The sequence below is a fragment of the Marinicauda salina genome (assembly GCF_003122085.1).
Lineage (GTDB): Bacteria > Pseudomonadota > Alphaproteobacteria > Caulobacterales > Maricaulaceae > Maricicauda_A > Maricicauda_A salina.
The window spans coordinates 94,589-113,724 of the sequence record NZ_QEXV01000001.1; the positions used below are offsets into that span (position 1 = coordinate 94,589).

14 protein-coding genes are annotated in these 19,136 nt (G+C 68.0%); 8 read left to right on the forward strand and 6 right to left on the reverse strand.

Annotation, left to right across the window (positions count from 1 at the left end):
- Window positions 1–38 precede the first annotated feature (38 nt).
- The 3 genes from DDZ18_RS00355 (at window position 39) to DDZ18_RS13625 (ending at window position 5,482) form a co-directional block, all read left to right on the forward strand.
- The gene (locus DDZ18_RS00355; protein WP_109251376.1) at window positions 39–1,205 is read left to right on the forward strand and encodes an efflux RND transporter periplasmic adaptor subunit; all 1,167 of its coding nucleotides are present in this window, start codon (window positions 39–41) and stop codon (window positions 1,203–1,205) included.
- Entirely contained in the window at window positions 1,202–4,408 is a 3,207-nt protein-coding gene (locus tag DDZ18_RS00360; RefSeq protein WP_109251377.1) for an efflux RND transporter permease subunit, read from the forward strand. Before DDZ18_RS00355 ends, DDZ18_RS00360 begins: the two co-directional genes overlap by 4 nt.
- A gap of 459 nt (window positions 4,409–4,867) precedes the next feature.
- A complete protein-coding gene (locus tag DDZ18_RS13625; RefSeq protein ID WP_146190573.1) occupies window positions 4,868–5,482 on the forward strand; it encodes a hypothetical protein in 615 nt (204 codons plus the stop codon).
- Window positions 5,483–5,564: 82 nt separating this feature from the next.
- Here the strand turns inward: DDZ18_RS13625 and thrS are convergent, their stop codons facing one another.
- A complete protein-coding gene (gene thrS, locus DDZ18_RS00365; protein WP_109251378.1) occupies window positions 5,565–7,406 on the reverse strand; it encodes a threonine--tRNA ligase in 1,842 nt (613 codons plus the stop codon).
- Between the two features lie 166 nt (window positions 7,407–7,572).
- Between thrS and DDZ18_RS00370 the strand changes: the two genes are divergently transcribed.
- From DDZ18_RS00370 to ligD (DDZ18_RS00380), 3 genes are read left to right on the forward strand one after another with little or no spacing between them, the layout of a single operon-like run.
- A complete protein-coding gene (locus tag DDZ18_RS00370; RefSeq protein ID WP_109251379.1) occupies window positions 7,573–8,160 on the forward strand; it encodes a DNA polymerase ligase N-terminal domain-containing protein in 588 nt (195 codons plus the stop codon).
- Window positions 8,157–9,119, forward strand: a complete 963-nt coding sequence (gene ligD / locus DDZ18_RS00375; protein ID WP_158272020.1) for a non-homologous end-joining DNA ligase — start codon at window positions 8,157–8,159, stop codon at window positions 9,117–9,119. The genes DDZ18_RS00370 and ligD (DDZ18_RS00375) overlap by 4 nt, the downstream gene beginning before the upstream one ends.
- A 3-nt stretch (window positions 9,120–9,122) precedes the next feature.
- Window positions 9,123–10,025 (forward strand): non-homologous end-joining DNA ligase, encoded by a 903-nt coding sequence (gene ligD / locus DDZ18_RS00380; protein ID WP_109251381.1) that lies wholly within the window; start codon window positions 9,123–9,125, stop codon window positions 10,023–10,025.
- A gap of 239 nt (window positions 10,026–10,264) precedes the next feature.
- Here the strand turns inward: ligD (DDZ18_RS00380) and glpK are convergent, their stop codons facing one another.
- Window positions 10,265–11,749 (reverse strand): glycerol kinase GlpK, encoded by a 1,485-nt coding sequence (gene glpK, locus DDZ18_RS00385; protein WP_109251382.1) that lies wholly within the window; start codon window positions 11,747–11,749, stop codon window positions 10,265–10,267.
- 83 nt (window positions 11,750–11,832) lie between these two features.
- Between glpK and DDZ18_RS00390 the strand changes: the two genes are divergently transcribed.
- Complete coding sequence (locus tag DDZ18_RS00390) at window positions 11,833–12,774, forward strand: alpha/beta fold hydrolase (RefSeq protein ID WP_109251383.1); 942 nt, start codon at window positions 11,833–11,835, stop codon at window positions 12,772–12,774.
- On the opposite strand, the gene DDZ18_RS00395 is transcribed toward DDZ18_RS00390, so the two are convergent.
- Window positions 12,771–13,988: an oxidoreductase gene (locus tag DDZ18_RS00395; protein WP_233245649.1), complete on the reverse strand. Its 1,218-nt coding sequence runs from the start codon at window positions 13,986–13,988 to the stop codon at window positions 12,771–12,773. The genes DDZ18_RS00390 and DDZ18_RS00395 overlap by 4 nt on opposite strands.
- A gap of 144 nt (window positions 13,989–14,132) precedes the next feature.
- Here DDZ18_RS00395 and DDZ18_RS00400 point away from each other — a divergent pair, with 144 nt between their 5' ends.
- Entirely contained in the window at window positions 14,133–14,999 is an 867-nt protein-coding gene (locus DDZ18_RS00400) for an alpha/beta hydrolase (RefSeq protein WP_158272021.1), read from the forward strand.
- Here DDZ18_RS00400 and DDZ18_RS00405 read toward each other — a convergent pair.
- The 3 genes from DDZ18_RS00405 to DDZ18_RS00415 are packed head-to-tail and all read right to left on the reverse strand — an operon-like array spanning window position 14,975 to window position 19,134.
- Entirely contained in the window at window positions 14,975–16,462 is a 1,488-nt protein-coding gene (locus tag DDZ18_RS00405) for a flavin-containing monooxygenase (protein WP_109251386.1), read from the reverse strand. The two genes, DDZ18_RS00400 and DDZ18_RS00405, sit on opposite strands and share 25 nt — an antisense overlap.
- The gene (locus tag DDZ18_RS00410) at window positions 16,440–18,272 is read right to left on the reverse strand and encodes an AMP-dependent synthetase/ligase (protein ID WP_109251387.1); all 1,833 of its coding nucleotides are present in this window, start codon (window positions 18,270–18,272) and stop codon (window positions 16,440–16,442) included. Before DDZ18_RS00410 ends, DDZ18_RS00405 begins: the two co-directional genes overlap by 23 nt.
- The gene (locus DDZ18_RS00415; RefSeq protein ID WP_109251388.1) at window positions 18,232–19,134 is read right to left on the reverse strand and encodes a BKACE family enzyme; all 903 of its coding nucleotides are present in this window, start codon (window positions 19,132–19,134) and stop codon (window positions 18,232–18,234) included. The genes DDZ18_RS00410 and DDZ18_RS00415 overlap by 41 nt, the downstream gene beginning before the upstream one ends.
- Window positions 19,135–19,136 lie beyond the last annotated feature (2 nt).

A 19,136-nucleotide genomic window follows, 5' to 3' on the forward strand; every position in this document is an offset into this window, starting at 1 on the left:
TTATCACGAGGCGAGCAAGCGGGGACGTCTCGAGGGCGATGGTCGGAGAAGTCAACAAGAATGCGCGTTCCGAGCGCGGCTGGCTGGGCTGGGTTCAGCTCGCCGTCATCGCCGCGGTCGTCGTCGTCGCCGTGACCATCACGCTGCGCCTGTCCGGCGGCGAGGACCCGACAGCGGTCGCCCGCGGCGACGGCGCGCGCTCGGAGGCCGTCCCGGTGCGCGTCATCACGCCGCAGCCCGGCGCCCATCGCGTCGCGGTCGCCTCCACCGGCACGGTGACCGCCAAGGCCATGGTCACGCTCACCCCGCAGGTCGGCGGCCGCGTCGTCGAACTCTCCGAGGCGGTCCAGGACGGCGGGACGTTCGAGGCCGGCGAGGTGCTGTTCCGGATCGATCCGCGCGATTACGAGATCGCCCGCGCCCGCGCCCGCGCCGCGATCGCCGACGCCCGCAGCGCGCTGTCCCAGCTCGAGGCCGAGGCCGCGATCGCCCGCGACGAGTGGCGCTCGCTCTATCCCGACCGGGAGATCAATCCGCTCGCCGCGCGCGAGCCGCAGCTCGAGGCCGCCCGCGCCCGCCTCATGTCGGCCGAGGCCGACCTTTTCCAGGCCGAACTCAATCTGGAGCGCACCGCGCTCGCCGCCCCGTTCGACGGCCGCGTCGTCGACAGCCGCATCGAGGAGGGTCAGCTCCTCGTCGCGGGCCAGAATTACGGATCGATCTACAATGCGGACGCGATCGAGATCGTCGCGCCCTTCCCGCCCGAGGACGTGGCCCGCCTCGACGGCGCGGAGGGCCGGACCGCGCAACTCAGCTTCGATGACCGCGCCGACCCGGTCGAAGGCGTCGTGGTGCGGGAGGGCGCGAGCCTCGACGAGCGCTCGCGGCTGATCAATCTTCATATCGAGGCCGACGCCGACCACATCCTCAGGCCCGGCGAATTCGTCGACGTGGCGATCGAGGGGCCCAGCCTCGAGACCAGCCTCACCCTGCCCGCGCGCGCCGTCTCCGGCCTCAATACGGTCGCCGTCGTCCGTGACGGCCGCATCGCGCTCGTCGAGGTCGATGTCCGCGACCGCACGCGCGAGGGCGTGGTCGTCGCGCCGTTCGACGCCGGCGACGGCGTGATCGTCACGCCGCTGCCCGAGGACTCCGAGGGACGGGCCGCCGAAATCCTCGAACCCGCCGGCGGAACCGGCGGATGACCGAGAGCGAGCTCCCGCCCCCGCCCCCGCCGCGGCCCTGGCCGGGCGCGGGACTGATCGGCTGGTTCGTCCACAATCCGGTCGCGGCGAACCTGCTCATGATCCTGTTCCTCCTCGGCGGCGCGGTGACGGCCGCGACCATGACGACCGAGGTCTTTCCGACGATCTCGCCGCGCCAGGTCCAGGTCGCGGTGATCTATCCCGGCGCGACGCCCGAGGACGTCGAGGAATCGATCACCCGCCGCGTCGAGGAGGCCGTGCTCGGCGTCGACGGGGTCGACCGCGTGCGCTCGGTCGCCTCCGAGGGCCGCGGCACGATCACGGTCGAATTGCGTGATTTCGTCGACGCCCAGGTGGTCAAGGACGACGTCGAGACCGCGGTGGATTCGCTCGTCGACTTCCCGCCCGCCGACGCCGAGGAGCCGCAGGTGCGCGTGCCCCAGCCGGTCACGACGATCCTGACCTTCGCGCTCACCGGGCCGGTGAGCGAACGCACGCTGCGCGAAACCGGCGAGCGCGTCGAACGCGACCTGCTCTCCCGCGACGGCATCTCGACGGTGCGCCTGCGCGGGGTGCGCCGTTACGAGATATCGATCGCGCTGCGTGAAGAGCAGCTGCGCCGCTACGACCTGACCTTCGAGGAAGTGGCCAACACGGTGCGCGCCTTCTCGATCGATCTCTCCGGCGGCGAGATCCGCGCCGAAAGCGGCGAGATCCTTCTGAGGACCGACGCCCGGCGCGAGACCGGCGAGGCCTTCGAGGACGTGATCCTTCGCTCGGCGCCCGACGGCACGCGCGTGCGCCTGGGCGACGTCGCCGACATCACCGACGGCTTCCAGGACGATCCGCTTCTGTCGCGCTTCAACGACGAGCCGGCCGTCTTCGTCGACGTCCAGACCCAGGGCTCGGAAGACCTGCTCACGGTGCGCGACAGCGCCATCGCCTATGTCGAGGAGGCCGAGCTGCCGCCGGGCGTCGCACTGACGGTGGCTTCCGACCAGAGCGACATCTTCCGCGACCGAATCCTGCTGCTGGCGCGCAACGCCATCATCGGCTTCACGCTGGTCTTCCTGCTGCTCGTCCTGATGCTCGATCTCAGGCTCGCTTTCTGGGTGTCGATGGGCGTGCCGATCTCCTTCCTCGGCGGCTTCGCCGCCTTCGGCGCGGTCGGCGTGACGCTGAACTTCGTCACCACGTTCGGCCTGATCATCGTGCTCGGCATCGTCGTCGACGACGCCATCGTGGTCGGCGAGAACACCGACCGCGAGCGACATCGAGGCCGAACCGCCGACGAGGCGTCGATCGCGGGCGTGACCGGCGTGGCTCCGCCCGTGCTCGTCGGCGTGCTCACCACCATGGCCGCCTTCGGCCCGCTCATCTTCGCCACCGGCGAGTTCACCGAGATCGTCCGGCCGATCCCCATCGTCGTGATCTGCATTCTCGGCGTGTCGCTGATCGAGGCCTTCCTCATCCTGCCCTCCCACCTCGCCCATGGCGGCGAGTGGTCGCGCGGCCCGCTGGCGCGAATCCAGGAGGCCGTCGCGGCCGCGCTCGCCGCCTTCGCCGACAATGTGATCCACGGCTGGGCGCTGTTCGCCGCCCGCATGCGCTATGTCGTCGCCGCCGTCGGGATCGTCGTACTCGTCGGCGTGTTCAGCCTCGCGGTCACCGGCGTGGTGCGCTTCGTCTTCTTCCCCGCCATCGAGGCCGAGGAGATCACCGCCGACATCGTCCTGCCCGAGGGCGCGCCCTTCGAGGCCACGCGCGAGGCCGCCGAGACGCTGCTCGCCGCCGCGCGCGAGCTGAACGAGGAGTACGCCGGGCGCGGCGAGCCGGTGATCCGCTCGGTGGCCGCGACCATCGGCGGGCGCACCAGCCTGTTCGGCGGCCCCGGCTCCAGCGCGACGACGGTCGTGGCCTCGAACATCGCCCAGATCGAATTGCAGCTGACGCCGGCCTCGCAGCGCTCCGTCGCCTCGAGCGCGCTCGAGCGCGAATGGCGCGCCCGGGTCGGGCCGCTGCCCGGCGTCGAGCGGGTCACCTTCGTCTCGTCGGCCGGCCCGCAGGACGCCGACATCGCCTACGAGCTGGCGCATCCCGACAATGACACGCTCACCCGGGCGGTCGGCGAGATGGCCGATGCGCTCGGCGGCGTCCCCGGGGTCACCGAGATCGACGACGGCTTCGATCTCGGCAAGCGCCAGCTCAATTTCGAGCTCACGCCCGCCGGCGAGGCGGCGGGGCTCACCCCCGTCGACATCGCCCGCCAGGTCCGCCAGGCCTTCTTCGGCGAGGAGATCGACCGCATCCAGCGCGGCCGCGAGGAAGTGCGCGTCTATGTCCGCCTGCCCGAGGCCCAGCGCACCGACCTGTCCGAGCTCGACACGCTGCGCATCCGCACGCGCGACGGGACGGCGCTACCGCTCAGCGTCGCCGCCAACGTGATCGAGACGCGCGGCTTCACCCAGATCGAGCGCATCGACGGAAGGCGCATCCTCGAGGTCACCGCCGACGTCGAGGAGGACGTGATCACGCCGGGCGAGGCGCGTTCCCGCGTCGAGGCCGAGATCCTGCCGGAGCTCCAGGAACGCTATCCCGGCCTGCGCTGGCGGCTTTCCGGCGCCGGGCGCGAGCAGCAGGAGGACTTCGCCAGCCTCGGCCAGAGCCTGCTGATCGCGATCATCGTCATGTACACGCTGCTGGCGACCCAGCTCCGGAGCTATCTCCAGCCCGTGGTGATCCTCATAGCAATCCCGTTCGGGGTCGGCGGGGCGATCCTCGGCCATCTCCTGCTGGGCTACGACCTGTCGTTTCCCTCGATCTTCGGCACGGTCGCGCTGTCCGGCGTGGTCGTGAACGCCTCGATCGTGCTCATCGACCGCTACAACATCAATCTCGGCCGCGGCTTCGACTTCAACGACGCCATCGCCGAAGCGGCCGCCCGGCGTTTCCGCCCGATCCTGATCACCACGCTGACGACGGCGTTCGGGCTGTTGCCGATCATCCTCGAGACCAGCCCGCAGGCGCAGTTCCTTATCCCGATGGCGGTGAGTCTCGGCGCCGGGCTGCTGTTCGCCTCGACGGCGATCCTGCTCCTGCTGCCCGCCTTCGTGCTGATCATCGAGGACGTGCGCGGCCGCCATCGCGCCCGCGCCCACGCCGAGGCCCAGGTCAACGGAAACGGCAAACCGGCGAAGGGGTAGGGCGATCCGCGCGGACGTCGGGCGATCCGCGAGGCCTGGCGCCGACGTTGAAGAACAAGACGCGACGTCAATGTCCCTTCTCCCCTCCTTGAGGGGAGAAGTGAGATGAGGGGAGAGCGCGCCACGGCCGAACGTCGGACGGCGCCATCGCGGCGCGAAACCAGTCGGCATCGCCAGTCGCAACCAACCCCCTCACCTTCGCCTCTCCCCCTTCCAGGGGGAGAGGGGACGCCGACGCCACGCCCTTCGATTCCTGGATCCCCGACGGCCTGCGGCCTCGGAATTAGAAGTGTGTGCGTTCCGACGATTTGCTCCTTAGCTCGCTAAGGATTCACGGTGCGGGTTCGCACGGGGTTCTCGCTTCACCGAATAGCCAACGCGCAACCACCTTCATCATTGCTGCGCGATGCCTTACTACGATCCATTGCAGCCAATTCGCTATATGGGATACCGCACAATATGGCCAACGTTGTTCAAGAGAATTTTGGAAATCGCATCATTGAAGCTGTACATCAATTTTCTAAGGAAGATTTACGATCAGTTGATGAGTTGAAGCAAAATGAATTCTCCCATGTTGCTGACAACCAATTACAAGATACGCTTGCAGTCACATTGTATGGGACTCGCTGGATATATAAGCTTGGTCTTGCACTTCTTGTAAAAAATGCTGAGCAATTAGCCCACGTGAGAGCACAAGTTATGGATTATGGAGCGATATGCGAAGGCTTGCTCTCGGATGCTCTGCATCAGTCAATAACGAATGATTTAATGTCAGGAGAAAAATATAAATTTAGAGATTGCCGTAATCTTAAAAAACCAATAAATTGGAAAGTGAAGGATAAACTAAATCAATTATCCAGACAATCTTTTTTCTGGCATATCGAAATTGCTAAGGATGAAGGAATTATTGACGAAGCGATTCAATCAAGGCTTCACTCAATGAGAAAAGAAAGAAATACGGTACACATGAGAGCGCGAACATATAAGGCGTTTATTGGGACTTCTAAAAGCTTGTTTAATACTACAATTGATACCATAAATCATATAAAAATTTGGCACAGGCGGAATATATAACGAATGATTTTGTCCCGCTGCCTTCTGCAGTGACGCCGCCCACGACCTCAGTTCGGGTCCTCAATTTTCGCCATAAGACCCCCTACTCCGGCTTGGGCAGATCGGTCCGCGTGCGCTGCTCGGTCGCGATGCGCTCGACCAGATCGTCGAGCTTGAACTTGCCGACATCGCCGTGATCGCGGTGGCGCACGGCGACCTCGCCGGCCTCGGCCTCGGCGTCTCCGACCACCAGCATGTAGGGGATCTGGCGGGTCTGGGCGTTGCGGATCTTCTTCTGCATGCGCTCCGCAGCGAGATCGACCTCGACGCGCACGCCGCCATGGACGGTGTCGACCGGCGCGCGGAACAGCGTGTCGCGCACCTTGTTGGCGTAGTCCTCGTGGCGGTCGGCGATCGGGATGACGATCGCCTGGACCGGCGCCAGCCAAGTCGGGAACTTGCCCGCATAGTGCTCGATCAGGAACGCGGTGAAGCGCTCGTGACTGCCCAGCGGCGCGCGGTGGATGACATAGACCGGCTGCTTCGAGCCGTCCTCGGCGGTGTAGCCGAGATCGAAGCGCTGGGTGGCCATGAAGTCGAGCTGGTTGGTGGAGATGGCGTACTCGGTGCCGACGACCGACTTGATCATGAAGTCGACCTTGGGACCGTAGAAGGCGGCCTCGCCCTCGACCTCCTCGTAGGGATAGCCGGACTCGTCCATCGCCTCCTTGAGGATGGCCATCGCCTTCTTCCAGCCGGCGACGTCGTCGACATACTTGCCGAGATCCTCGAAGTCGGGCAGCGAGACCCGCATCCAGAAGTCTTCGATTCCGAACATGCGATAATACATCGCGTGCATGTGCATGACGGCGAGGAACTCGTCCTTGGCCTGGTCCTCGCGGCAATAGATGTGCGCGTCGTTCTGGCAGAAGCCGCGCACGCGCATCAGGCCCGACAGTCCGCCGGAGGCCTCGTAGCGATAGACCTGGCCGTACTCGGCCAGCCGCACCGGCATGTCGCGATAGGACCACTGGTCGTGGGCGAAGACCATGTGGTGATGCGGGCAGTTCATCGGGCGCAGGTAGTATTCCTGCTCGTCGATCATGATCGGCGCGTACATGTCGTCGGCGTAGTAGGGCAGGTGGCCCGACTTCTCGTACAGCTCGCCCTTGGTGATGTGCGGCGTCGAGATGCGGTGATAGCCCGCCTTGTGCTCCTCGATGCGCGCCAGGCGCTCGAGCTCGTCGCGGATGACGTTGCCCGCCGGCAGCCAGAGCGGCAGGCCGGAGCCCACCTCGTCGACGATGGTGAACAGGCCGAGCTGCTTGCCCAGCTTGCGGTGATCGCGCTTGGCCTGCTCCTCGAGCCGGTGGATCTCGGCGTCGAGCTCCTCCTTGGTGTCGAAGGCCAGCGCGTGGATGCGCTGGAGCTGGGCGTTGTCGGCGTCGCCGCGCCAGTAGGCGCCGGCGATCGAGCGCAGCTTGAAATGGCCGACCTGGCCGGTGTGGTCGACGTGCGGGCCGCGGCACAGATCGACGAAATCGCCGGTCTTGTAGAAGGAGATCGTGTCGACGCCCTCGCCGACGACGGCCTCGTCGCCGGTCTCCTTGGCGATCGCCGTCGAGCCCTTGTCGCGCAGCAGCTTGAGGAGCTCGACTTTAAAGTCCTGGCCTTCATCGGCCATGTACTTGATGGCGTCGTCGACATTCAGGTCGACGCGCTCGAACGGCAGCTTCTTCTTGCGCATCTCCTTCATGCGCTTCTCGATCTTGCCGAGATCCTCCTCGGTGAGCGTGTGATCGAGCGCGATGTCGTAGAAGAAGCCGGTCGCGGTCGCCGGTCCCACCCCGAACTTGGCCTCGGGCCAGAGATCCTTCACCGCCGCGGCCATCAGGTGGGCCGCGGAGTGGCGTTTCGTATCGAGCGGAATGGCGTCCTGCGACATGGTTTCGGCTTCGTCGTATTCGGAGGTGCTGTCATGATCGGCGCGCCAAGCCTCGCGGTCCGACGCGCGTTTCCCCGCATGTAAGACGTTCGCCCGGGGAAGTCCATCGAGCCGGCGGAACCGCGGCGCCGCGCGGAGCGTTCGGCGACGACCGGATGGAGCCGCGATGAACGACGATCTGAAGACCTATCGCGACAGGCGCGATTTCCGGAAGACGGCCGAGCCCGCCGCGAAGACCGCCGCGCGAGAGAACGGTCGGTGCTACAGCCTCCAGAAGCACGCCGCCACGACGACGCATTTCGACCTGCGGCTCGAGCATGACGGGGTGCTCAAGAGCTGGGCGGTGACGAAGGGTCCGAGCCTCGACCCCTCGGTGAAACGCCTGGCCGTGGCCACCGAGGACCATCCCGTCGACTACGCCGGCTTCGAGGGAACCATCCCCGAGGACGAATACGGCGGGGGAACCGTCATGCTCTTCGATGCCGGCGAGTGGGAGCCGCTCAAGGACGATGTCGACGCAACGCTGAAGGACGGCGAGCTCACCTTCGAGCTTCACGGCGAGCGCCTGACGGGCCGGTGGGCGCTCGTCCGCATGGACGGGCGCGGCGGCGACGACCGGGAGAACTGGCTCCTGATCAAGCAGCGCGACCGGCATGCCGGAAAACGCGACGTCGCCGAGAAATGGAAGACGAGCGTGGAGACCGGGCGGACGATGAAGCAGATCGCCAACGCCGACCGGGACGGCGGGACATGAGCCGCGGACGACGCCCGGCATTCGCCAAGCCCGTCTTGTGCAAGCTCGTCGACGAGGCCCCCGCCGGCGAGGACTGGATCCACGAGACCAAGTATGACGGCTACCGGCTTCTGGCCGCCGTCGGCGGCGGAAAGGCGACGCTCTACACCCGCAACGAGAAGGACTGGTCCGACCGCTTCCCCGGGCTCATCGAGGCGCTCGAAAAGCTCGACGCGTCGGGCGCGCTCATCGACGGCGAGGCGGTCGTCATCGGCGAGACCGGGCTGTCGGACTTCGCCGCGCTGCAGAACGCGATGTCGGAAGGAGACAGCGCGGTCGTCTACTACGCCTTCGATCTGCTGAAGCTGGAGGGCGAAGACCTGCGCGACGCCCCGCTGCTCGAGCGGAAGAAGAAGCTGAAGGCGCTGCTCGGAGATGCGGGCGACCCGATCCGCTACGCCGGCCATGTCCGCGGCGGCGGCGAGCAGGCCTACGAAAAAGCCTGCGACGAGGGCGCGGAAGGCGTCGTCTCGAAAAAGGCCGACAGCGCCTATGTCGCCGGGCGCGGCGGCGAGTGGGTCAAGACCAAGTGCAGCCTGCGCGAGGAGGCCGTGGTCGTCGGCTGGTCGCCCTCGGACAAGGCGAGCCGGAAATTCTCATCGCTGATCCTCGCGACCTGCGAGGACGGCGAATGGGTCTATCGCGGCCGCGTGGGGACGGGCTTCGACGAGGCCGAGCAGGAGGAGCTGATCGGCGAGATGAAGCGGATCGAGCGAAAGACCTCGCCCCTCGACACGGACGCGCCGCGTTCGGTGACGCACGACGCGCGCTGGATCACGCCGAAGCTCGTTGTCGAGGTGGAGTACACCGAGCGCACCCGCGACGGACTGTTCCGGCATCCCGTCTATATCGCGATGCGCGAGGACAAGGCGGCCGAGCAGGTCTCGGCCGAGCCCGTGAAATCAGGCGGCAAGGCGTGATCGATGGCGAAACCGGACATCGAACTCACCCATCCCGACCGGGTCTATTTCCCCGACGCCGGCGTCACCAAGCGGGATTATCGCGACTATCTCGTCGGCGTCGCGGACTGGATCCTGCCCCATGTCCGGCGCCGGCCGCTCTCGCTGGTGCGCTGTCCCGACGACATCGAGGCGGGCTGCTTCTTCCAGAAGCACCACGCCGAGGGCATGCCCGCGGGCTTCAAGTCCGTCGACATCGCCGAGAAGAGCGGCGAGACCGCGCCGTACATCTATATCGAGGACGAGGCCGGGCTGGCGTCCTGCGCCCAGTTCGGCGCGCTGGAGCTGCATCCCTGGGGCAGCCGCATCGACGATCTCGAGCATCCCGAGCGGCTGATCTTCGATCTCGACCCGGGCGAGGGTTTCGACTTCGCCGATCTCAAGGACGCCGCGCGCGAGATCCGCGCCCTGCTGGAGGAAGCCGGCCTCAACCCGTTCGTCATGCTCACCGGCGGCAAGGGGATCCACGTCATCGCGCCGATCCGCGCCGGCGCGAGCTGGGACGACGCGCGCGATTTCGCCCGCGGCCTGGCGAAGGGGCTCGAGGCGAACGATCCCGATCGCTATGTCGCCGAGGCGAGCAAGGAAAAGCGCAAGGCGCGCATCTTCGTCGACTGGCTGAGGAACCAGCGCGGCCAGACCTCGATCGCGCCGTATGCGCTGCGCGCCCGGCCCGGCGCGCCGGCGGCGACCCCCATCCGCTGGGACGAGCTGTCGAAGGCCCGCTCGGGTCACGACTACGACATTCACAGCCTGCCCCGGCGTCTCGCGCGCATTAAAGAGGATCCGTGGAAGGATTACTTTCAGAGCGCGGCGGCGCTGTCGCCCAATGCTGTGAAGCAAGCCCGCGAGCAGGGCGGCGATTGAGGCGATTATTCAAGAACCGCTGGATCGCTCACCCGTGTTCACCCCCACCCCCGATCCCTCCCCCGCAAGCGGGGGAGGGAGTTCATCGCAGCGCACATATTCATCGTTGAAGCCGAGAAGCCTAAGCAGCGCGCCCCCTCCCCTTGAGGGGAGGGTCGGGGCGGGGTGAGAACCCCGTAGCGGCCGATTATGCGAGATGGACGCTGTCCGCGCTGCGGTTCGCCCGGGCGGTCAGGAATTTATTCGCTCATCGTCCGCCGCACCGCGTCGCGCCAGCCCGCGACCAGCCGGTCCCGATCGGCCGCGCGCATCTTCGGCTTGAACTCGCGATCGGCGCGCCAGAGCTCGGCGGCCTCGTCGAGCGAGTCGAACAGCCCCGCGCCGAGCCCGGCCAGGAAGCCCGCGCCCCAGGCGGTGATCTCGGTGTTCACCGGCCGGACCGTGTCGACATCGCAGATATCGGCCAGGCGCTGCATCAGCGCGTCGTTGGCCGCCATGCCGCCGTCGACCTTCAGGCGCGCCGCCTCCGCTCCGTCGGCGGCCATCGCATCGAGCAGGTCGCGGGTCTGGTAGGCCGTGGAATCGAGCGCCGCCCGGGCGATCTCGGCCCGGCCGGCCCCGCGCGTCAGCCCGCAGATCAGACCCCGCGCGTCGGCGTTCCAGTGCGGCGCGCCCAGCCCGGTGAAGGCCGGCACGAGATAGACCCCCGAATCCGCCTCGGCGCCTTCGGCGAGCGACTCCACCTCGGAGGCCCGCGCGATGATCCCCAGCCCGTCGCGCAGCCACTGGATGGTCGCCCCCGCCGACAGGATCGATCCCTCGAGCGCGAAGGAAGACTTTCCGTCCAGCCGCCAAGCGGTCGTGGCCAGCAGGCGGTTGGTCGAGATCACCGGCTTGTCGCCGGTGTTGAGCAACAGGAAGGCGCCCGTGCCGTAGGTGGATTTCATCTCGCCGGGCGCGAGGCAGGCCTGCCCGATCGCGGCGGCCTGCTGGTCACCCGCCGCCCCGGTGATCGCGATCGCACGGCCGAGCACCTCTTCGTCGGTCGTCCCCAGCGCGCCGGCGCAGTCGACGACCTCGGGCAGCACGGCGCGCGGGATGTCGAACAGCGCGAGCAATTCGTCGTCCCAGTCGCCGGCCTCGAGCGCATAGAGGCTCGTCCGGCTGGCGTTGGTCGCGTCGGTGACGTGGACCTTGCCGCCGGTGAGGCGGTTGATCAGGAAGCTCTCCACCGTGCCGAAGGCGAGATCGCCGTTGTCCGCGCGCCGCCGGGCGCCGGGGACGTTGTCGAGAATCCAGGCGATCTTGGTGGCGGAGAAATACGGGTCGAGCACGAGACCGGCGCGCTCGGCGACCCGCTTTCCATGCCCCTTCGCCTCGAGCGCCTGACACTGCTTCGCCGTGCGCCGGTCCTGCCAGACGATGGCGTTGTGGATCGGCCGGCCGGTCGAACGCTCCCAAACCAGCGTCGTCTCGCGCTGATTGGTCACGCCGAGACAGGCTATCTCGATCTCTGCGCGGTCGGCTTCGGCCAGCGCCTTGCGCACCGTCGACAGCACGGTCGCCCAGATGACCTCGGGATAGTGCTCGACCCAGCCGGGCCGCGGATAGATCTGGGCGAACTCCTCTTGGGCCACGGTCACGACGCGGCCGTAGGAGTCGAACACGATCGCCCGGCTGGACGTCGTGCCCTGATCGATCGCCAGAATGGCCGGCCTGGTCATGGCGAATCCCGTTATCGCTCGGTTCGAACATAGCAAGCCGCGCGCCATGCAGGCTAAGCTGAATCCGGCCCTGGAGGACCCTGATGAGCGACGCCTTCGAACCCGAGCTCCTCGAAAGCTCGACCGGCGCCCGGCTGGCGGTGCGCATCCGCGAGGCGGCCGATCCCGCGCGCGGGATCGTGATGGTTCATCACGGCATGGCCGAACACGGCGGACGCTACGCCCGCTTCGCCGATTTCCTGTCCGAGCGCGGCTTCCACGTCTCCGCCCACGACCATCGCGGCCATGGCCGCACCGAGGCCGACGACGCCGAGCGCGGCGTGTTCGCCGCGCGCAACGGCTGGGACAAGGTGATCGAGGACGCCGTCTTCCTGCAGCACCATCTCCAGGAGCGCTTCCCGGACCTGCCGCTCATCGTGTTCGGCCACTCGATGGGCGGGGTGACCGGCTTCAACCACGCCATGACGACCCATGCCGAGATCGCCGGCGCGGCGGTGTGGAACGCCAACATGGCGATCGGCGGGCTCAAGGGCGTGATGCGGCTCATCCTCGCGGCGGAATCGCTCACTCAGAAGACGACCGAGCCCGACTCCTGGCTGCGCGCGATCACCTTCAACAGCTGGGGCAAGCAGGTGGAGAAGGGCGGCATGCGCGAAGCCTGGCTGTCGCGCATTCCCGAGGAGGTCCAGGCCTATCACGACGATCCCGACACCGGCTGGGCGGCGTCGATCTCGATGTGGCGCGACCTGCTGACCGGCGTCGAGCGCGCCGAATCCCACGACCGGCTGGCGATGATGCGCAAGGATCTGCCGATCCATCTCGCCGCGGGCGGCGCGGATCCCTCGACGATGAACGGCAAGGCGATGAAGACCTTCGCCTCGCGGCTCTACAACGCCCGCTTCACCAACGTGACCATGCGCTTCGACCCGCAGGGCCGCCACGAGACGCTCAACGATATCGGGCGCGAGCAGGCGATGGCCGACTTCGCCGATTGGGCCGGGCGCGTCTGCGCACAGGCGGGTTAGCTCCGCGCCACCCGCTTCGCCTCGGCGCGCTCGCGCATCTGGTGGGCGATCAGCACGCCCCACGGATTCATCGATCGCCGCGTCGGCCGCCCGTCGCCGAGCCGGATGATGTTGCGGTAGAAGAAGGCCATGGCGGCGAAGCCGTTGGCGGCCTTCATCACGTCGCTGGTCGAGTGCGGCCCGAGCCATCCCGGGCCGAGCCGCAGGCGCTTCTCCCAGCTCGGCAGACCGTCCTGCGCTCCGGCGAGCAGTTTCGCCGGGGCGTCCGGCTCTACGCAGAGCGGCCGCGCGATCCCGATCGCGGCCACGCCTTCCTCCAGCGCGGCCTCCATCGCCGCCTTCGTGCGGAACCCGCCGGTGACCATGACGGGCGTCTTCGCCTCGCGAACGACCTCGGCGGCGTAGGCCATGAAATAGGCCTCGCGGGCCCGCGTGCTCGCGCGGACGTCTTCTTCGAAGACGGGTTCGAGTCCCTCCAGACCCATCATGCGCGGCTGCTCGTAATTGCCCCCGGAGATCTCCAGGAGATCGACGCCCTCCCGGTCGAGCATCCCGACGACTTCGAGGCAGTCGGCGAAGCTGAACCCGCCCTTCTGGAAATCCGACGAGTTGAGCTTCACCGAGACGGCCTTGTCCGGACCGATCGCTTCGCGGACCGCACGCACCGTCTCGATCAGCAGCCGGGCGCGGTTTTCGAGGCTGCCGCCCCATTCGTCGTCGCGCCGATTGGCGAGCGGGTTGAGAAATTCGGAGATCAGGTAGCCGTGGGCGGCGTGGATCTGGACGCCGTCGAACCCGGCCTCGCACAGCACCTTCGCGGCGTGGGAGAAGCGCGCGATCACGTCGCGAATCTCGTCCGTCGAGAGCGCCCGCGGCTTGCCGAAAAGCCCGCCGGGCAGCTTCATCGGCACGGCCGACGGCCCGACCGGCTCGGCGGCCACCGCCTTCGGCGATTGCCGGCCGGCGTGCGATATCTGGGCCAGCGCCGCGCCGCCGCCGGCCTTCGCGGCCTGGGCGAGCGACTCGAGGCCGCCGCGCGCGACGGCGTCCTGCGCACCTTCGACGACGACGTTGCCGGGCCGCTCGCGATAGCGCCCGTCGACCATGATATTGCCCGTCAACAGGAGCCCGGCGCCGCCCGCCGCCCAGGTCTCGTAGAGCTGCGTGAGCCTCAACCCCGCCCGTCCGCCGGCGCCGGCGAGGCCTTCCGTCATCGCCGCCTTGGCGAGTCGATTGGGAAATTCGACTCCGCATGGCAGGGTTACAGGCGACGTTATCGACATGACCCCGGGCCCCTCATGATCGAGCACATCCCAGCGCGGCGCGGACTCAAGCTGCGAAACAGATTCGGACGATGGATGGCCGGTCGGGCGGGCCGGGCGCTATCCCCCGACCGCCCGCGACTCGTCCAGCGCGCGAAACTGGACAAGGCCGGAGACCGCACTCCCCTGCCCTCCGGGGTGAGCATTGAGCGGATCGAGATCGCGGGCAACTCGGCGTTGCAGTTCGCCCCGCGCGCGACTCGGCCGGGCCGGCTGCTCTATCTCCATGGCGGCGGATACAGCCTCGGTTCGGCGCAGAGCCACAAAGCCCTGGTCGCGCGGATGGCCGAGGCGTTCGCGCTCGAGGCCGTCTCGCTCGATTATCGCCTCGCGCCCGAGCATGTCTGCCCCGCCGCGATCGAGGACGCCGCCGACGCGCTGCGCCGGCTGACGACGGACGCGCATGGCGCGGTCGTTCTGGCCGGCGATTCCGCGGGCGGCGGGCTCGCGCTGGCGACGGCCATCCGCCAGCGCGACGCCGGCCAGGCGATTCCCGACGCGCTCATCCTGTTCTCGCCCTGGGTCGATCTCACCTGCTCGAGCGAGTCCCAGACCGCGCGCGCCCACGCCGATCCCATGCTCGAGCCCGACTGGCTGAGGACCGGGGCGTCGCTCTACCTGGACGATCTCGACGCGTCCGATCCCCGGGCCTCGCCGCTGTTCGCCGAGCTCGCCGGCCTGCCGCCGACGCTGATCCAGGTCGGCTCGGACGAGATCCTGCTCGACGATTCCGTGCGGCTGGCCGAGGCGCTGCGCGCGGCGAAGGTCGAGGTCAAATGCGAGATCTGGAACGGGATGTGGCACGACTTCCAGATGTTCGCCCCGCTCGTACCCGAGGCCGATCGCGCGATAGACCGCTGCCGCGACTGGCTCGAACCCTATCTCGACGCCGCCCAGGCCTGAGGATCGTCGCGCGCCAGCGTCATCGCGAAGGCGCTCGCCGGACCCGACCAGTTGTTGGTGATCACGCCGTCTTCGGTCTTGTACCAGCTCGGGCAGTCGCCGGCCCAGACGGTCCGCTCGAGGTCGGCCTGAACCTGCGCATTGAACGCGGCCTCGGCCTTGGGCGTCACGTCGAGCGTCCTGAGGTCTTCGTCGAGCAGGCGGCGGATCTTCTTCGCCACATAGTTCACCTGCTGCTCGACCATGAAGATGATCGAGTTGTGGCCGAGATTGGTGTTCGGCCCGTAGAGCATGAACAGGTTGGGAAAGCCCGACACCGCGACGCCGCGATAGGCGCGCGGCGAGCGGCCCCAGTGCTCGCGCAGGGTCTCGCCGGCCGGACCGCGCACGTCGAGCGTGGGCAGGAACTCGGTGGTGACGAAGCCGGTCGCCAGGACGATCACGTCGGCGGGAACCGTCTCGCCGGCGCGGGTGACGAGCCCGTCCGCGGTCACCTCGCGCACGCCGTCTGTCACGAGCGAGACATCGTCGCGCGCCAGCGTCTCGAAATAGTCGTTCGACAAGAGGATGCGCTTGCAGCCAGGCGGATAGTCCGGCGTCAGCTTGGCGCGCATCTCGGGATCGGGAACCGCCTTCCTGATATGCCGCGTCAGTCGCCAGCGCGTGAGCGCCGCCGACGGACCGCCGCGGCGGAAGGCGCCGAAACGCGCCTCGTGCATGAGGAAGCTGACCCGCCGGTAGAGCCGCCGCCAGCCGGGGACGTGCTTGAACAGCCAGAGCTCGAGCGCGGTGAACGGCCGGTCCTGCTTGGGGATCACCCAGTTCGGCGTGCGCTGGAACACCGTCATGTGCGACGCCGCCGCGGCGACGTGCGGCAGCAGCTGGATGGCGCTGGCCGCATTCCCGATCACCGCGACGCGCCTTCCCGACAGATCGAGCGATCGGTCCCAGCGCGCCGAGTGCATGACCGGGCCCGCAAAGCGCTCGAGGCCGGGAATGTCCGGCGTGAACGGCTCGGAGAGCTGGCCCACCGCGCTCACCACCGTGCGCGCCGTGATCGAGCGGCCGTCGTCGAGCGTCACCGTCCAGCGCCCGGCGGCCGCATCGAAGGCGAGGCGCTCGACGGCGAGCCCGAAGTGCAGATGCGGGCGCAGGCCGAGCCTGTCGGCGGCGTCCTCGAAATAGTCGAGGATCTCGTCGCGCGGGGCGAATTTGCGCGACCAGTCCGCCTTCGGAAAGAAGGAGAAGGAGTAGAGATGGCTCGGCACGTCGCAGCCGGCGCCGGGATAGGCGTTGTCGCGCCAGACCCCGCCGACGCCGTCCGACTTCTCCACGATCGCGAAGTTCTCCACGCCGTCGCGCTTCAGCCGCCAGCCCATGGCGAGGCCGGACATGCCCGCGCCGATGACGAGCACGTCGACGGCCGGCGGGAGTCCGGGGTCACGCCTCGACGGGTTCGGCATACATCGCGTCCACGAGGTCCTGGTTGCGCGCGATCACCACGGCGCGGCGGACCTTGAGCGTCGGGGTGAGCTCGCCCTCCTCGACGCTGAGCGGCGTCCCGAGGATGCGGAACTTGCGAACGTTCTCCACGCGGGCGAAGCGCCGGTTGGTCGCGTCGACGCCTTCCTGGACGGCGGCGACGACGGCGGGATGCTCCGGACCCGGATTCTCGATCCCCTCGCGTTTCGCGAATTCGGCCAGCGCGTCGGCGCTCAGCGTCACGAGCGCGGTGAGATAGTGCCGGCCGTCGCCCACGACGACGGCGTGCTCGACCAGCGGGATGTTCATCAGGTCGGTCTCGATATTGGCCGGCGTGATGTTCTTGCCGCCCGAGGTGATGATGATGTCCTTGATCCGCCCGGTGATGTAGATGAAGCCGTCCTCGTCCTGCTTGACGACGTCGCCGGTGCGCATCCAGCCGTCGCGGGTGAAGACCGACTCCGTGGCCTCGTTGTTCTTCATGTAGCCGGCGAAGATTCCCGGGCCGCGCACCTGAAGCTCGCCTTCTTCCGAGATGCGGGTCTCGATGTGGGGAAACGGCTTGCCGACCGAGCCCAGCCGCGTCGCGCCGGGCATGTTCGCCGTCGTCGGCGCGGCGGTTTCCGACTGGCCGTAGCCCTCCATCAGTACCATGTCGAGGCCGGTGAAGAAGTGCAGCACCTCCGGCGAGATCGGCGCGGCGCCGGAGATCACGCGTTCGGCCTGGTCGAGCCCGACGGCGGCCTTGATCTTCCTGACCACCAGCGCGTCGGCGGCCTTCTTCTGGATGGTGAGCAGCGGCGAAGGCTCCCGCCCGGCCAGCTTCGCGCCGTGCCAGGTGCGGTTGGTCTTCATCGCCCAGTCGAGCAGCTTTTCGCGCGCCCCGGTCGCCTCGGCCATGCGTCCGCGCAGCGTCTCGGCCATCTTCTCCCAGACCCGCGGCACGCCGAAGAACATGGTCGGCCGCACCGAGACGAGATCCTCGGCGAGCGTCTCCATCGAGCGGACGAAGTAGAGCGCGCCGCCGCGAATGACGTGGCAGTGGATCGAGGCCTGCTGCTCGGCGATGTGGGCCAGCGGCAGGTAGGACAGGCCGCGCCCGCTTTCGTCGCCGCCGAACGTCGTCGTCAGCAGGCTCGCCGTCCACGAGATGTTGCCGTGGGTGAGCATGACAGCCTTGGGCGGGCCGGTCGTACCCGAGGTGTAGATGAGCGCGCCGACGTCTTCTTCCTTGATCGCGCCCAGCCGCGCCCGGGTCTCGTCCTCGTGGTCCTCGACGCCGAGCGACATGAACTGGTCCCAGGCGAGCCGATCCTCGTGCTCGCCGGCGCCGCCCTCCATGACGACGATATGCTCGAGCTTCGGGCACTCGCCGCGCACCTCCATGAGCGCGTCGGCCTGCCCGGCGGTCTCGACGACGAGGACCGGCGCCTCCGAGTGCTGCAGGATGTAGGCGCTCTCGGGCGGCGCCGAGGTCCAGTAGATGCCCGCCGGGCGCGCGCCGACCATCATCGCGGCCATCGCCGAGATCGTCCATTCGGGCCGGTTGAAGCCGAGAATGCACACCGAGTCGCCTGGCTCGACGCCCAGCGCGACCAGCGCGCGCGCGGCGCGCCCTACCTGCTCGGCGTACTCGCCCCAGCTCGTGTGCTCCCAGCCCGCGCCGTTGCGGACCGCATAGGCGGTTCCCTGCGGACGCCGCCGGGCCTGGTCGATCAGACGGGCCGGCGTCGAGGGGAACCAGTCCTCCTCACCGATCCGCGGCAGCTCGCTTGCGCTCGCCTCCATCATGCTCCTCCCCGAGCTTCATGATCGCGCGCGCCTCGGCGGGAGAGGCGATCTCCCGTCCCGCCTCGCGCGCGGTCGCCACCAGCGCCTCTATCAGGGCGCCGTTGCCCGACGCGCGTTCGCCGTCGGGAAGATAGAACGTGTCCTCGAGACCGGTGCGCAGCATGCCGCCCAGCTCGGCGGCGCGGCGATGCACCGGCCAGATCTCCGCCCGCCCGATCAGCGTCGTCTGCCAGGGCGCGCCGTCGCGCTTGTAGTCGAGCAGCAGCTCGAGCAGGCGCGTGTCGGCGGGCATGCCCGAGGCGACGCCCATGACGAAATTGTAGTGGGCGGCCGGCGCCATGCCGTTCTCGATATACATGTTGACCGAGCGCACGATGCCGACGTCGAAGCATTCGAACTCGGGATGCGCGCCGGTCTCGGCCATGGCGTCGAGCATCTGCTGGATCTTCTCCACCGGATTGTCGAACACCATGGGCGGCCAGGCCCACCCGCCGTCGCGCTTGAGTTTCAGATAGTTGAGCGAGCCGGCGTTGCACGCGGCGATCTCGGGCCGGATGCGCTTCATCACCGCGATCGGGCCGGAGACGTCGGGGCCGACGACGCCGGTGGTCTGGTTGATGACGACGCCGGGACAGGCGTCGCGGATGGCCTCGATCATCGGTTCGACGACGTCGGGATCCCAGGTCGGCAGGTGGCCCATGTCGGGCTCCTGCATCCGGAAATGGACGTGCATGACGCTGGCGCCGGCGTCGTAGGCCTCCTTCGCCGAGGCGGCCATCTCCTCGGGCGTGACCGGGACGGGATGCGTCTTCGGGTTGGTGAGCACCCCGTTGATGGCGCAGGTGACGACGGCCTTGTCCATAA

Coding starts and splice junctions, on each gene's coding strand:
- DDZ18_RS00415 (WP_109251388.1), bottom strand. CDS start 19,134: ATGGACAAGGCCGTCGTCACCTGCGCCATCAACGGGGTGCTCACCAAC.
- DDZ18_RS00405 (WP_109251386.1), bottom strand. CDS start 16,462: ATGCCGAACCCGTCGAGGCGTGACCCCGGACTCCCGCCGGCCGTCGAC.
- ligD (WP_109251381.1), top strand. CDS start 9,123: ATGGCGAAACCGGACATCGAACTCACCCATCCCGACCGGGTCTATTTC.
- DDZ18_RS13625 (WP_146190573.1), top strand. CDS start 4,868: ATGGCCAACGTTGTTCAAGAGAATTTTGGAAATCGCATCATTGAAGCT.
- glpK (WP_109251382.1), bottom strand. CDS start 11,749: ATGACCAGGCCGGCCATTCTGGCGATCGATCAGGGCACGACGTCCAGC.
- thrS (WP_109251378.1), bottom strand. CDS start 7,406: ATGTCGCAGGACGCCATTCCGCTCGATACGAAACGCCACTCCGCGGCC.
- ligD (WP_158272020.1), top strand. CDS start 8,157: ATGAGCCGCGGACGACGCCCGGCATTCGCCAAGCCCGTCTTGTGCAAG.
- DDZ18_RS00370 (WP_109251379.1), top strand. CDS start 7,573: ATGAACGACGATCTGAAGACCTATCGCGACAGGCGCGATTTCCGGAAG.
- DDZ18_RS00400 (WP_158272021.1), top strand. CDS start 14,133: ATGGCCGGTCGGGCGGGCCGGGCGCTATCCCCCGACCGCCCGCGACTC.
- DDZ18_RS00360 (WP_109251377.1), top strand. CDS start 1,202: ATGACCGAGAGCGAGCTCCCGCCCCCGCCCCCGCCGCGGCCCTGGCCG.
- DDZ18_RS00410 (WP_109251387.1), bottom strand. CDS start 18,272: ATGATGGAGGCGAGCGCAAGCGAGCTGCCGCGGATCGGTGAGGAGGAC.
- DDZ18_RS00390 (WP_109251383.1), top strand. CDS start 11,833: ATGAGCGACGCCTTCGAACCCGAGCTCCTCGAAAGCTCGACCGGCGCC.
- DDZ18_RS00395 (WP_233245649.1), bottom strand. CDS start 13,988: ATGACGGAAGGCCTCGCCGGCGCCGGCGGACGGGCGGGGTTGAGGCTC.
- DDZ18_RS00355 (WP_109251376.1), top strand. CDS start 39: ATGGTCGGAGAAGTCAACAAGAATGCGCGTTCCGAGCGCGGCTGGCTG.